General features: G+C 72.3%; 12 protein-coding genes and 1 pseudogene. 3 read left to right on the forward strand and 10 right to left on the reverse strand.

All coding sequences use genetic code 11. The features are described from left to right. Window positions 1-88: 88 nt before the first annotated feature. Both ACFVYA_RS29125 and ACFVYA_RS29130 read left to right on the forward strand, forming a co-directional pair. Window positions 89-565: pseudogene (locus ACFVYA_RS29125) on the forward strand (aspartate/glutamate racemase family protein); the annotation flags it as partial. A 91-nt stretch (window positions 566-656) separates the two neighbouring features. Further along, window positions 657-1922, forward strand: a complete 1266-nt coding sequence (locus ACFVYA_RS29130) for an alginate lyase family protein (protein WP_387049468.1) — start codon at window positions 657-659, stop codon at window positions 1920-1922. Between the two features lie 15 nt (window positions 1923-1937). Here the strand turns inward: ACFVYA_RS29130 and ACFVYA_RS29135 are convergent, their stop codons facing one another. The 4 genes from ACFVYA_RS29135 to ACFVYA_RS29150 all read right to left on the reverse strand — a co-directional run bounded on the left by ACFVYA_RS29135 (window position 1938) and on the right by ACFVYA_RS29150 (window position 6332). Further along, window positions 1938-2888, reverse strand: a complete 951-nt coding sequence (locus tag ACFVYA_RS29135; protein WP_387049469.1) for a copper transporter — start codon at window positions 2886-2888, stop codon at window positions 1938-1940. Beyond that, window positions 2885-4069, reverse strand: coding sequence for a putative cytokinetic ring protein SteA (gene steA / locus ACFVYA_RS29140; RefSeq protein WP_285993277.1), 1185 nt, complete (start codon window positions 4067-4069; stop codon window positions 2885-2887). Before steA ends, ACFVYA_RS29135 begins: the two co-directional genes overlap by 4 nt. A 98-nt stretch (window positions 4070-4167) precedes the next feature. Beyond that, window positions 4168-5343, reverse strand: coding sequence for a DUF1266 domain-containing protein (locus ACFVYA_RS29145; protein WP_387049471.1), 1176 nt, complete (start codon window positions 5341-5343; stop codon window positions 4168-4170). Next, the gene (locus ACFVYA_RS29150) at window positions 5340-6332 is read right to left on the reverse strand and encodes a zinc-binding alcohol dehydrogenase family protein (protein WP_387049472.1); all 993 of its coding nucleotides are present in this window, start codon (window positions 6330-6332) and stop codon (window positions 5340-5342) included. The genes ACFVYA_RS29145 and ACFVYA_RS29150 overlap by 4 nt, the downstream gene beginning before the upstream one ends. 67 nt (window positions 6333-6399) lie before the next feature. On the opposite strand from ACFVYA_RS29150, the gene ACFVYA_RS29155 reads away from it, so the two are divergent. Further along, entirely contained in the window at window positions 6400-6843 is a 444-nt protein-coding gene (locus ACFVYA_RS29155) for a MarR family winged helix-turn-helix transcriptional regulator (RefSeq protein WP_387049474.1), read from the forward strand. Window positions 6844-6847: 4 nt separating this feature from the next. Here the strand turns inward: ACFVYA_RS29155 and recN are convergent, their stop codons facing one another. The 6 genes from recN to ACFVYA_RS29185 all read right to left on the reverse strand — a co-directional run bounded on the left by recN (window position 6848) and on the right by ACFVYA_RS29185 (window position 12985). Then, window positions 6848-8629, reverse strand: a complete 1782-nt coding sequence (gene recN, locus ACFVYA_RS29160) for a DNA repair protein RecN (protein ID WP_387049484.1) — start codon at window positions 8627-8629, stop codon at window positions 6848-6850. A gap of 89 nt (window positions 8630-8718) precedes the next feature. After that, entirely contained in the window at window positions 8719-9645 is a 927-nt protein-coding gene (locus tag ACFVYA_RS29165) for an NAD kinase (RefSeq protein WP_285993281.1), read from the reverse strand. Then, window positions 9642-10469 carry a TlyA family RNA methyltransferase gene (locus tag ACFVYA_RS29170; RefSeq protein WP_387049475.1) on the reverse strand — a complete coding sequence of 276 codons (828 nt, stop codon included), beginning with the start codon at window positions 10467-10469 and terminating at the stop codon, window positions 9642-9644. Before ACFVYA_RS29170 ends, ACFVYA_RS29165 begins: the two co-directional genes overlap by 4 nt. Window positions 10470-10474: 5 nt before the next feature. Continuing rightward, entirely contained in the window at window positions 10475-10672 is a 198-nt protein-coding gene (locus tag ACFVYA_RS29175) for a hypothetical protein (protein WP_043774930.1), read from the reverse strand. 17 nt (window positions 10673-10689) lie between these two features. Further along, entirely contained in the window at window positions 10690-11661 is a 972-nt protein-coding gene (locus tag ACFVYA_RS29180; RefSeq protein WP_387049477.1) for an HAD-IIA family hydrolase, read from the reverse strand. Further along, window positions 11654-12985: a hypothetical protein gene (locus tag ACFVYA_RS29185; RefSeq protein WP_387049479.1), complete on the reverse strand. Its 1332-nt coding sequence runs from the start codon at window positions 12983-12985 to the stop codon at window positions 11654-11656. Before ACFVYA_RS29185 ends, ACFVYA_RS29180 begins: the two co-directional genes overlap by 8 nt. Window positions 12986-13021 lie beyond the last annotated feature (36 nt).

A 13021-nucleotide genomic window follows, 5' to 3' on the forward strand; every position in this document is an offset into this window, starting at 1 on the left:
CGTGGGGTGGGTGTTGTGTTGGTGTGTGTGCGTTGTGGTTGTGTTTCGCCGTGGTGTGCGCGCGGGGGTTGCTCGCCCGGGGGGGCGCACGCACGGCCGCGAGGGCGCGCGCGAGCTGCTGGACGTCCCGGTCGTCGACATCACCGAGGCCGCCGCGCACCTGGCCTGCCTGCTCGGCCGCCGCTACGGCGTGGTGACCACTTTGGACCGGACGTGCGGGCTGATCGAGGACAGCCTGCACGCCGCCGGGGTCGCGCAGAACTGCGTGACGGTCACCGGCGCCGGGCTCGGCGTGCTGGAGCTGACCGACGGACGCCGGACCGAGTCGGCGTTGCTCACCGCCGGCCGCCGCGCGCGGGACGCCGGGGCTGAGGTGCTGGTGCTCGGCTGCGCGGGGATGACCGGGCTGGACCGGAAGATCGCGACGATGCTGGACATTCCCGTCATCGACGGCGTCGCGGCCGCCGTCCGGCTCGCAGAGTCGCTGGTGGCGCTCGGGCTCAAGACGAGCCGCACGGGGTCCTACGCTAAGCCACTGGACAAGCGCCGCACCTGGCCTGATTGACACCCGCCGCTCCGCCCGGTCAGAATCCTTTCAGCCGTACCGCCGCCCGGTGACGAGTGGGGATTTTGACGTCCCCGAAAGGGCGGTCGAAGTGCGAAGGGTTTTGGGCGCACTGGCGTTGTCGGTGAGCGTGGTCCTGGTCCCGGTGAGCGGGACGGCGGTGGCCGCGTCCCCGCCGCACACCGTCCTCACCGACGGCGCCAAGCTCGCGAACGTCAAGCAAGCGATCCGCAGTGGCCACGCGACCAAGGCCCAGCGCGACGCGCTGAAAGCGGTGCTGGACAAGGCGAACACCGCGCTCACGGCCGGGCCGTGGTCGGTCGTGGACAAGCCGTCCGCACCGCCGAGCGGCGACAAGCACGACTACACGAGCCAAGCGCCCTACTGGTGGGCGAGCCGGCCGAAGACGCCGGAGAACCCGCAGGGCTGCCCGTACGTCAGCAAGGACGGCCAGCGCAACCCGGAGGCCGACGCGATCACCGACCACACCTACCGGATGTGGGCCTGGGACGCGATGTACTACCTCTCGCTGGCCTGGTACTACACCGGTGACGCGAAGTACGCGAAGCGGGCGGCGCTGGACATCCGGACGTGGTTCCTCGACCCGGCCACCCGGATGAACCCGAACATGACGTACTCGCAGATCGTGCCGTGCCGCGACACCGTCAGCGGCACCGGGATCATCGACTCCACCCAGTCGTTCAGCCAGCTGATGGACGCGTTCGCGCTCCTCGACGGCGGTGCGCCGGGCTGGACCGGGACGGACCGCTCCCGGATCAAGGCCTGGCTGACGCGGTACCTGAGCTGGATGCAGACCAGCCCGCAGGCCAAGCTGGAACTGGCCGCCACCAACAACCACGGCACCTTCCTCGACATGCAGAACGCGACGATCTCGGCGTACCTGGGCAAGCGTTCCGAGGCGAAGAAGATCGTGCTCGACGCGGAGCAGAAGCGCTTCCCGGTGCAGTTCGCCGCCGACGGCAGCCAGCCGCTCGAGCTCTCGCGCACGATGTCGTGGCACTACGTCAACTTCAACCTGACGGCGTGGGGCCGGCTGGCGGAGGTCGGCAAGAACCTGGGCGTCGACGTCTGGAAGTACCGGGCGGCGAACGGCGTGACGCTGCGGAAGGTCGTCGACCAGCTGATCCCGGCCGCGCTGCACGGCGCGCCGGCGTGGCCGCACCAGCAGATCGGCGTGTTCGACCAGTCGATCGCGGCGGACATCTTCCACGCGGCGGCCGAGGAAGCCCACGACGCGGACGCGGCGGCGGCGCTCAAGCAGATGCCGTTGCCGGCGGGCGGCGACACGTGGCCGGTGCGGGTGTCCTGCTTCCCGCTCGACCCGCCCCTCAAGTAAGTGCAGTGGCCGGGGTCAGTTCCCGGCCGGTGCGGTGACACCCGGTGCCGGGGCCTGCGCGTTGCCCGCCACGCCGTAGCGGCCCGCGCCGCCGTCGAGCTGTTCCTTCATCGCGAGCACCGTGCTCACCCGGCCCGCCGAGGTGTCCGCGTTGTCCACTGTGGACAGGATCGACGTCGCCGCGGTGTCCGCCCGGACCACGCCCAGCGCGCCGGTGCCGTCCGCGGAACCGGCGTCGCCCGCCAGGACCGCGCCCGCGCCGCCGCGGTCGAGCTGCGTCGCGAACCGGGCGATCGTCGCCGCGCGGTCGCCGGCACCGTCGCCGGTCGCCTGGGCGCCCGTGAGCACGATCGCCAGCTGCGCCGGCTTGGCGTCCTGGCTCGCCTTGACGAACCCGCCGTCGGTGAGGCCGCTCAACGCGGCCGCCAGCTCCTCGCCCGACGACTGCGGTTTCGCCGTCGTCTTGTCCAGCAGCAGCACCGAACCGAGCAGCGCGCCGGCGAGCGTGCCCGAGTCGCCCGCGGTCGGGAACTTCGAACCGGCCGGCTGCAGCCGCGTGACGACGTCGCGGAGCTGGTCGGACTTCCCGGGGTCGGCGAACGCCGACGTCAGCTGCACCTCGCCGGTCACCGAAGCCCCGGCCTGGCCGATCAGCTGCTTGAGCGCGTCCCGGTCGGCCGGGCGCGCGTCTTCGGTGGTCACCAGCACCACCGACCGCTTGTCGAGCACGCCGGCGACGACCTTCGGGCCCATCGAGCCGGCGAAGGCGTCGGCGTCGGTCAGCCGGGCGTTGAGCGCGTTGCGCTGCGCCTCCAGGTCGGCGACCTGGCTGCCGAGGTCCTTCTTCTCCCCCGCCAGCCCGGACAGCAGCGTGCCGTTGAGCGCCGTGGAGCCGAGCACGACGCCGACGGCCAGCGCGAGGAAGCAGGCGGCGATGGAAACTACGTGGTAGCGCAGCGAAATCACGTGAACAATCCCTTGACCCAGGCGAAGAGCGAATTCCAGGTGTGCCGGAGCCAGTCGAGGTAGACCGAGCCCACATCGGACACCAGCAGCGCCGCGGCGACCACCACCACGGCGGCGAGGACGAGCAGGACGACCGCGCCGATCGACACCCGGTTGCGGTGCAGCGTCGCCACCGCCTTGCCGTCGACCAGCTTCGTGCCGAGCTTCAGCCGCGTCAGGAACGTCGACGGGTTCGAACCGGACCGGCCGTGGTCGAGGAATTCGCGCAGCGTGGCCTGGAAGCCGACGGTGACGACCAGGCTCGCGCCGTGCGCGTCGGCCAGCAGCAGGGCGAGGTCTTCGGCGTTGCCGGACGCCGGGAACGTCACCGCGCCGATGCCGAGGTCCTGGATGCGCTCGACCCCGGGCGCGTGCCCATCGGGCTGGGCGGGCACGACGACCTCGCCGCCGCCGCGCAGGGTCGCGGTGCCGATGCCGGTGGGGTCGCCGACGACGACGTCCGGCTGGTAGCCCTGCACGCGCAGGGTGTCGGCGCCGGCGTCGACACCGATGAGCACCGGCCGGTGCTCGACGATGTACTTCTTGAGCTTCTTCAGGTCCTCGGCGTGCCCGTTGCCGCCCGCGACGACCAGCACGTGCCGGTCCCGCAGCGGCACCTTCAGCTCGGGGACGCCGACGCCGTCGAGGATCAGGGTGCGCTCGCGGCGCAGGAACTCGATGGTGTTGGCCGAGAACGCCTCCAGCTGCGTCGACATCCCGGCCTTGGCCTCGATCATCTGGTCGGCGACGCTCTCGACGGTCTGCTCGATGCCGGAGGCGACCTGCCGTTCGCCGATGTAGACGATGCCGTCGAGCAGCCGCAGCTTCGTGCCGTCCTTGATCGAGCGCAGCAGCTCGCCGCCGACCGAGTCGACGAGCGGGATGCCGGCCGCGACGAGGATCTCCGGGCCCATGTTGGGGAACCGGCCGGAGATCGACGGCGACGCGTTGACCACGCCCGCGACCTCGGCCTCGACCAGGGCGTCGGCCGTCGCGCGGTCGAGGTCCAGCTGGTCGAGCACGACGATGTCGCCGGGACTGATCCGGCGCAGCAGCTCCCGGGTGCGGCGGTCGACCCGGGCGACCCCGGTGATCCCCGGCAGGGGTTCTTGATTCCGCGTGAGCAGACCCGTGAGCTTCATGTGGCCGATGGTGACAAATTTGCTCGTGGGACGAGGTACGCCACGCCGTAGCCGCCGTGACTCATTGTGGTGAGCCCCGTCGCCATCCCCCGCGCGGGTCAGGCCTCGGACTCCTCCGACAGCGAACCGAAATCGAGGTTCAGCCAGGGGCTGGCCGGATCCTGAAGGAGCTGGTGGTGGACGCGCACGGCCGCCGGGTACCACTCGCCGAACTCATCCTCGCCGGCGTGCAGCACCCGGCCCATGACGTACCCCGCCGACAGGTCGGCCCATGACTGGTGGTAGCGGCGGGCGAGTGACCCGGCTTCGAGCACCATCAGCTCGGCGCTCAGCGCGTCGCAGTACCCGGCCGCCAGGCCACCGCGGGCGATGGTGACCGCGCGGCCGACGTCCCAGGACAGCGCCGTCGTCACGCAGCCGTCCGGGTCGACCAGCCCGTCGGCGCGCAGCCGCCGCTCGTACCGGGACACCCGGCGGACGGTGTCCCGCAGCTCGTCGGCCTGGTCCGCGGCGTCGTTCTCCGTGCACCACCGGTCCACCAGCTGCGCCCAGGTCAGCGGATCGAACTCGGCGCCCGGCAGCCCGTACTCGGCGGCGAACCGCAGACGCAGCATGAGGACCAGGTTGCCCGGCGTCAGCGCGTAGCCGTCGCCGATCAGGTCGGTCATGGTCGCGCGCCAGCCGGGCGGGTCGGGCACGCCCCACCAGTCCCGCAGGCTCCGCACCTCGGCGACGTAGTCGTGGTAGCGGCCGTCGAGGAGGTTCCAGGGCGCCGCGTTGAGCACGGCCAGGTGCGCGCCGCAGGCCAGCGCGTGCGCGATCGGCCCTTCGAGGTGCCCGTACGGCGCGGTGATCAGCCGCTCGACCTGCTCATCGAGCGGCGTGACGTCGCCCGCGTGCGCGTCGAGCCACGGCTGGAGCGTCGCCCCCGGCAGCCGCCACTCGCCGCGGGTGCCGCGGTTGAACACCACGCGCTCGTGCCGCCCGACGCCGTCGACCGCCCAGTCGAGCGCGCCGCTCATGGCCACGATGTCCTGGTCGAAGTCCGGCAGCGCGCCGCGGGTGAAGACCTGCAGGAACTCGTCGCCGCCGGTCTCGAAGTAGACGTTCGGGAAGGTCTCCGCCCGCTCGTCGAGGATGCTGCGGGCGTCCACCCGCCGGATCGGGACGAACAGCTCCTCGCCGGCGAGGAGGCCGAGGTAGCGGTCGAGATCGCCGTCCCGCCGCGCGGCGGCGAGCTGGGCTTCGACATCGGCGGGCGGCGGCAGGATCACGGGGCGGCTCCCTCCGCTCGGCCGGTCAGCACGACGAGCTTGCCCGCCGTCCGGTTGTGCTCCAAGTCGTCGTGCGCCTGCCGGATCTCCGCCATCGGGTACACCTTGGCCGGGCCGAGGCTGGTGGCGCCGTCGGCGATCCGGTCGAGGTGGCGCTGGAGGACGGAGGCGGGCAGGTCGTCCGCCTCACCACCATAAGCGGTCAACCGCACCCCGGCGGGAAGGTATCCGATCGGATAGAAGTTCGAGATCGTCCACTGATTGGACAGCATGCCGGTGAAGCAGACGGTCCCGTGCACGCGGGTGGCGTTCAGGGTGTCCGGCAGGGTCGGGGTGCCGACCAGTTCGAGGGCGGCGTCGACGCCGCCGGGCGCGATCTTCCGGACCTGCTCCGCGACGTTCCCGTCGTCCAGCAGCGGGTGGTCGACGCCGTGTTCGCGCAGGGTTTCGATTCTGCCGGGCTGCCGGGTGGTCGCGAAGACGGTGGCGCCGAGGTCTTTCGCCAGGGTCGCGGTGGCGAACCCGAGCGCGGACGTGCCCCCGCGGATCAGCAGCGTCTGGCCTTCCTGCAGGTCGAGGCCGGTGGTGAGCGAACCGAACGCGGTCTGCAGCGTTTCCGGGACCTGGCCGATGACCTCCCACGGCAGGTCGGAGCGGAACGGGATGACCTGGTTCGCCGGCACGAGCGTGTATTCGGCGTAGCCGCCGTCGAACGTGCGGCCCATGCCGCCCATCATGGTGGCGACCTGCTGCCCTTCGGCGAGGGTTCCGCTGGGATCGGCATCGACGATCCCGACGGCCTCGATGCCCGGCACGCGCGGGAAGGTGACGCCTTCGGCGAGCCCGAGCCGGGTGTGCAGCTCGGACCGGTTCAGGCCGAACGCCTTGACGGCGATCCGGACCCAGCCGGGTTTCACTTCGGGCAGCGGGAGTTCGGTGAGTTCGAGGTTTTCGACGGGACCGGGTTCCCGGAGTACCACCGCGCGCATCCCTGAGTCCTTTCTTCGCAAGCGAACAGTCCGCACAACAACTATCCGCGCGAGTACTATTCCCGGGGTGAGCCTGTCCCGAGAGCACGACGCGGCCTGGCGGGGATTCCTGCGGTCCTCGGCGCTGCTGCTGCGGGTCCTCGACGCCGAGCTGCGCGCCGCACACGGGTTTTCGCACCGCACGTACGACGCCTTGGTACAGCTGTCGGAGGCCCCGGAGCGGCGGCTGCACATGAAGGACCTGGCCGACGCACTGGTGCACAGCCCGAGCGGCCTGACGCGCCTGGTCGACGGCCTCGAGCAGGCCGGCTATGCGCGCCGTGAGGTCGACCCGGCCAACCGCCGCGCGACCCTGGTGGTGCTCACCCCGGCCGGGCTCGCGGCGCTCGAGGCGGCCTGGCCCACGCACGTGCGAGGAGTGGAGCGGCACTTCGCGGACCAGATGAGCGGAGAGCAGGCCCGGGGGCTGGCCGAGGTGTTCGGCGCCATCCGCACCAGCCTCGGCGACTGAGCGGCTACTTCTTCTTCGCGGCGCGCTTCTTCTTCGGCTCGAACTCCGTCTTGTCCTTCTCCGCCGTCGCCAGCAGTTCCTCCGCGTGCGCCCGGCCCGTCTCGTTGTCCATGCCCGCGAGCATCCGGGCCAGCTCACTGACCCGCTCGGTCTGGCTCAGGTTCTTCACACCGCTTCGCGTGACCCCGCCCGTGTGGCCCTTGTCCACCACCAGGTGCTGGTCCGCGAACGCCGCCACCTGCGGCAGGTGCGTCACCACCAGGACCTGGTGGGTGCGGGCCAGCCGGGCCAGCCGGCGGCCGATCTCGATCGCCGCGCGGCCGCCGACACCCGCGTCGACCTCGTCGAACACCAGCGTCTGGACCGTGTCCGCGTGCGCCAGGACCACCTCGATCGCCAGCATGACCCGCGACAGCTCGCCGCCCGAGGCGGCCTTGTGGACCGGCAGCGGCGGCGCGCCGTCGTGCGCGCGCAGCAGGAGCTCGACGTCGTCGACGCCGTCCGGGCCCGCGTGCACCGCGCGGCCGTCGATGGTCAGGGCGTGCGTGTCGCCGTGCTCGGCCGGGCGCTGCTCGACCGTCACCTCGATCGCCGCCTGGCCCATCGCCAGCCCGGACAGCTCACTGGTGATTTCCGCCGCCAGCGATGCGGCCGCGTCGACCCGCGCCGCCGACACTTCGGACGCGTGCACGGCCAGCTGGATGGCGAGCTGGTCGCGCCGCAGCGCCAGCTCGGCGAGCGCCTCCTCCGACGTGTCCATGGTTTCCAGCCGGCGCCGGGCGTCGTCGGCCCAGGCGAGCACGCCGTCGACGTCCGCCGCGTACTTGCGGGTCAGCCGCTTCAGGTCGGACTGGCGGGCGAGCACCTTCTCCAGCAGTGCCGGGTCGGCGTCCAGCGTCTCGACGTAGTTGCCGAGCTCGGCCCCGACGTCGGCGAGCAGCACCGACGCTTCCTCCAGCCGCGGCGCCAGTTCGCGCAGCGCGGCGTCCTCCGCCGTCGAAAGCCGGCGCAGCGCCTCGGAGACCAGACCGGCCGCGCCCGGGGCGTCCGGCTCGCCGTCCGGGGAGCCGGACACCGCGGCGTGCGCCTCGGTCGCCGCCGCGCGCAGCTCGTCGACCGCCGCGAGCCGCTTGATCCGCTCGGTGAGCTCGACGTCCTCGCCCGGCTCCGGCGCGACGGAGTCGATCTCGGTCAGCCCGTGCTTGAGCAGGTCGGCCTGCTGGGCCATCTCCCGCGAGCGGGTCGACCGCTCGGTCAGCTCGGCGATCACCGCCAGCCACTCCGACCGGATCTCCTGGTACGCGCGCAACGGCTTCGCCACCGCGTCGCCGGCGAACCGGTCGATCACCGCACGCTGCTCGGCCGGCCGCAGCAGCCGCAGCTGGTCGTTCTGCCCGTGCACCGCGATCAGCTGCTCCGACAGCTCCGCGAGCACGCCGACCGGCACGGACCGGCCGCCGAGGTGGGCGCGGGACCGCCCGTCGACAGCGACCGCCCGCAGCGCGATCACACTGCCGTCCTCGTCCACGTCCGCGCCCGAATCGACGACGATCCGCTCGGCGCCTTCGACGCCGGCGTAGGTGAACCGCCCTTCGACGAACGCCTTGAGCATTCCCGTCCGGACTTTGGACACCTCGGCTCGGCCCCCGGACAGCAGGTGCAGCCCGGTGACGACCATGGTCTTGCCCGCACCCGTCTCACCGGTCACGACGGTGAAGCCCGCGTGCAGTTCCAGCAGGGCGTCCTCGATGACTCCGAGGCCCTGGATGCGCATCTCGGCCAGCACGCCGCCTACGGTAGCGGCCACCACCGACACTCTGCGCGCCCGCTACCCCGGCGAGTCGCCGATATGTTCGATTTCCGCGCCGAGCGGAGCTATTCCACCGGCCGCGCGTGCCGTTCGCGCCAGCTCTTCACCGGCAGCGAGAACTTCTGCACCAGGCGATCGGTGAACGGCCCGTCCCACAGCCGGACCAGCCGCACCGGGGTCTTGCCACAGGTCACGCGCACCCGCGCGCCCGGCAGCAGATCGATCGGCCGGGTCCCGTCGCAGGTCAGCACCGCCGACGAGCCGTCCGGGTCGATCCCGACGGTGATCACCGAGTCGCGCGAGACGACCAGCGGGCGCGCGAACATCGCGTGCGCGTTGCTCGGCACCACCAGCAGTGCCTGGACGTCCGGCCAGATGATCGGGCCGCCCGCCGAAAACGCGTACGCGGTCGAGCCGGTCGGTGTGGCGCACAGCACACCGTCGCAGCCGAAGGCGGACACCGGGCGGCCGTCGACCTCGATCAGCGCGTCCAGCACCCGCTCCCGGGTGCTCTTCTCCACGCTGGCTTCGTTGAGCGCCCAGGTCCGGGCGACCTCTTCGCCGTCGTGGGTGACCGTGACGTCGATGGTCATCCGCTCTTCGACCTGGTAGTCGCCGTCGACCACCCGCTGGACGGTGTCGGCCAGGGCGTCGGAGTCGGCTTCGGCGAGGAAGCCGACGCGCCCGAGGTTCACACCCAGCACCGGCACCCCGGCCGGCCGGGCCAGCTCGGCCGCCCGCAGCAGCGTGCCGTCACCGCCGAGGACGAAGATCAGCTCGACGCCGTCGGTGGGGTTGCCGTCCGCGCCGACGACGGTGCACCTCGACCCGACACCGTGCTCGTCCGGGTTGATGAGCGCGCAGACGTCCTCCTCGATCACCCGGATCCGGATACCGGCCTTGGCGAAGCGCGCCGAAACCTCGCGCGCGGCCTCGCCCGTCGCTTCACGATCGGGGTGCACCATGAGGAGCACTTCACGTTCGGTGGTCATGCGGGCCCTTCCTCGACGGCGGTTCGGACGAGCCGCTCGGCCTCAGACCTGTTTACCGCGTCCACAGTGGACTCGGCCACGTGATCTTTCTTCAGCCACACGAAGTACTCGACGTTCCCGGACGGCCCGGGCAGCGGGCTGGCGGTCACGCCGCGCAGCGCGAGCCCGAGTTTCGCGGCCTCGTCGATGACGGTGAGCACCGATTCCGCCCGCAGCTGCGGGTCCCGGACCACGCCGCCGCTGCCGAGGCGGTCCTTGCCCACCTCGAACTGCGGCTTCACCATCGGCACCAGATCGGCGCCTTCGCGCGCGCAGGCCGCGAGCGCGGGCAGCACGAGCTTGAGCGAGATGAACGAGAGGTCGCCGACGACGAGGTCGACTTGCCCGCCGAGGTCGCCGGGCGTGAGGTTGCGGACGTTCGTGCGATCCATGACCACTACACGTTCGTCGGTGCGGATCCGCCAGTCGAGCAGCCCGCGGCCGACGTCGGCGGCGATCACGGTGGCCGCGCCGTTGCGGAGCAGGACGTCGGTGAAGCCGCCGGTGGACGCGCCGGCGTCGAGGCAGCGCTTGCCCTCGACGCTCAGGTCCGTGAACGCTTCGAGGGCGCCGAGGAGCTTGTGCGCGCCGCGCGAGGCCCAGCCGGGGTCGTCTTCGTCCTTGACGACGATCGGCGCGCCGGACTCCACGCCGGTGGCGGGTTTGGTCGCGACCATGCCGCGGACGGTGACCTTGCCGCCGGCGATCAGGGCCGAGGCCTGCTCGCGCGAGCGGGCGAGGCCGCGCCGGACCAGTTCCGCGTCGAGGCGGGCCCGCTTGGGCACGCCGATCAGACCTTGTCGATGCTGGACAGGGCGACCGTCAGCTCGGTGTGCACGGCGTCGAAGCGCTCGACGTGCTCCGCGAGCGGCAGCGCGTCCAGGTCGTCCAGCCCGGCGACGGCTTCGTCGATGCCGGCCCGCGGGTCGGTCTGCTGCGAGAACGAGCCGGGCGGCGGGCCCGGGACGGGATAGGGATGGTCCTGCACAGTGCAAACGGTATCAGTCAGCTGTCGCCCAGCCGCGCTTCGGCGTCCGCGCCGAGCTCCGTGACGCCGGTTTCCCAGGCCGCGTGGCAGAGGGCTCGAAGCAGGTCCAGGTCGTCGCCGTCACCCGTCGCGGCGAGGACGCCGTCCTCGGTGGTGACTGTCCAGCCCGGCCGCGGGCCGATTTTGAGGTCTTCGGCCGCTTCGGTGAGCGCCGTCAGGTCGCGGGCGAGGTAGGTGCCCCGCTCGGCCGGGATCGCCTCGATCAGCTGCTTCGGCGTCGCCACGCCGGACAGGACGACCAGGGAGTCGATGCCCGCGGCGACCGCCCCGGCGATGTCGGTGTCGAGCCGGTCGCCGACGACCAGGGGCCGCTCCGCGCCGGCCGAGCGCGCGGCGGTGTCGAACAGCAGCGGCTGCGGCTTGCCGGCGACCAGGGGTTCGACGTCGGTGGCGGTGCGCAGCGCGGCGACCATCGAGCCGTTGCCGGGCAGCAGGCCACGCTCGCTGGGCAGCGTCGCGTCGACGTTGCAGGCCACCCACAGCGCGCCGGCGCGGATGGCCAGGCAGGCCTCGGCCAGCGCGGCCCAGGTGTTGTCCGGCGAGTGCCCCTGGACGACGGCCTGGACGCCGTCGCCGTTCTCCCGCACCGGCGTCAGGCCGGCCCCGGCGACTTCGGCGGCGAGCGACCCGGTCCCGACGACGAGGACCTCGGCGCCGGGCGCGAGCCGTTCCTTCAGCAGCTGGACCCCGGCCTGGGCGCTGGTGTGCACCTCGCCGATCTCGGCGGGCATGCCGAGACCGGTGAGGTGCGCAACGACCTCGTCGGGCGCCTTCGAGGCGTTGTTCGTGACGAACCGGACGGGCGTGCCGTGCTCCCGCGCGGCCCGCACCGTCTCCGGGGCACCCGGGATCACCCGCGTGCCGTGGTAGACGGTGCCGTCGAGGTCGAAGAGGACCGCGTCGTAGGCCGCGAGGAGGGCGTCACTCATCGGTCGCTTCGGTGTCCTTTGCCTCGGCGTTCTCGTTCGACAGGTCGGCGGCGCGCTCCGCGGCGTCGGTCTCGTCCTCGGCGTCGGCCTCGGCGGCGTTGAGGAACCACCGGATGGCCTCGTCCTTGCGCCCGGCGGCCGCGAGGTTGTCGGCGTAGGCGTAGAACAGCCGCGCGCTCCACGGGTCGCGCTTCTCGGCCTTGAGGTCGTCACCCTGCAGCGAGACGACGGCGGCGTCCAGCTGCCCGAGGTCCCGCCGCGCCCCGGCCGCGACGATCGCGAGCTCGACCTGGATGGCCTTCGCGAGCTTCGCCGTGTCGGCCTCCTTCGCGAGGTCGAGGGCCCGCTCGGGACGGCCGAGCGCGCGCTCGGCGTCGGCGATGATGGCGATGTGGTCGTCGCTGCGGGTCATCCGGCGGACGGCCCGCAGTTCGGAGAGGGCTTCGGACCAGTTGCCGGCGTGGTAGGCGACCAGGCCGAGGGCTTCGCGCACGATGGGCACGCGGGAGGCCTTGGCCTTGGCGTACTTGGCGTGCTCGAGGGCGGCCTCGGGATCGCTGTCGATCAGGCTCCCGGCGGCGACGAGGTGCTTCCCGACGGTCTCGGCCAAGCCCTTCGGCAGCGTCCGCAGCTCGCGGCGGGCTTCCTCGTCGAGGTCGGAGAACTCGATGTCCTCGGGGAGCTCGGGCGCTTCGAGCAGTTCCTTGGCGAGGGCCTCGTCGTCGAGCGGGGCGCCCACCTTCGGCCGCGGGTCCCGGCGAGGCCGGTCGCTCTGGCTGCGGCTGTCGCGGTCGAAGCGCTTGCCGGCGTCGCGGAAGCCGCTGCCGGTGCGCTCGCCGCGGTTCTCCTGGCTGCCACGGCTGTCGCTGCGGGAGTCGTCGCGACGCTGGTAGCTGCCGCGCTCGCCACGCGAATCGTCGCTGCCGCCGCGGCCCTTGTCATCGGAGCGGAAGCCGCCGGTGCTGCCACTCCGGTCATCGCGACGCTGGTAGCTGCCGCGCTCACCGCGCGAATCGTCACGACGGTCATCGGAGCGGGGGCCGCTGGTGCGGGCGCCGCGGTCATCGTCACGTCGCTGGTAGCCGCCGGTGCTGCCACCGCGGTCATCGCGACGCTGGTAACCACCACGCGAATCGTCGCGACGGTCGCTGCCGCCACGGCCCTTGTCATCGGAGCGGAAGCCACCGGTGCTGCCACCGCGGTCATCGCGCCGCTGGTAGCTGCCACGCGAGTCATCGCGACGGTCGCTGCCGCCACGGCCCTTGTCATCGGAGCGGAAGCCACCCGTGCTGCCGCCCCGGTCAGGGCCGCCCAGGTCACCCACAACGGAGTCGAGGCACTAATACACCTCTCACGCTGC

Source organism: Amycolatopsis sp. NPDC058278, assembly GCF_042881395.1.
Classification (GTDB): Bacteria; Actinomycetota; Actinomycetes; order Mycobacteriales; family Pseudonocardiaceae; genus Amycolatopsis.

Excerpts from the sequence above, each read along its gene's own strand:
- ACFVYA_RS29150 (WP_387049472.1), bottom strand. The coding sequence starts at position 6,332 with ATGCGCGCGGTGGTACTCCGGGAACCCGGTCCCGTCGAAAACCTCGAA.
- ACFVYA_RS29180 (WP_387049477.1), bottom strand. The coding sequence starts at position 11,661 with ATGAGTGACGCCCTCCTCGCGGCCTACGACGCGGTCCTCTTCGACCTC.
- steA (WP_285993277.1), bottom strand. The coding sequence starts at position 4,069 with ATGAAGCTCACGGGTCTGCTCACGCGGAATCAAGAACCCCTGCCGGGG.
- ACFVYA_RS29165 (WP_285993281.1), bottom strand. The coding sequence starts at position 9,645 with ATGACCACCGAACGTGAAGTGCTCCTCATGGTGCACCCCGATCGTGAA.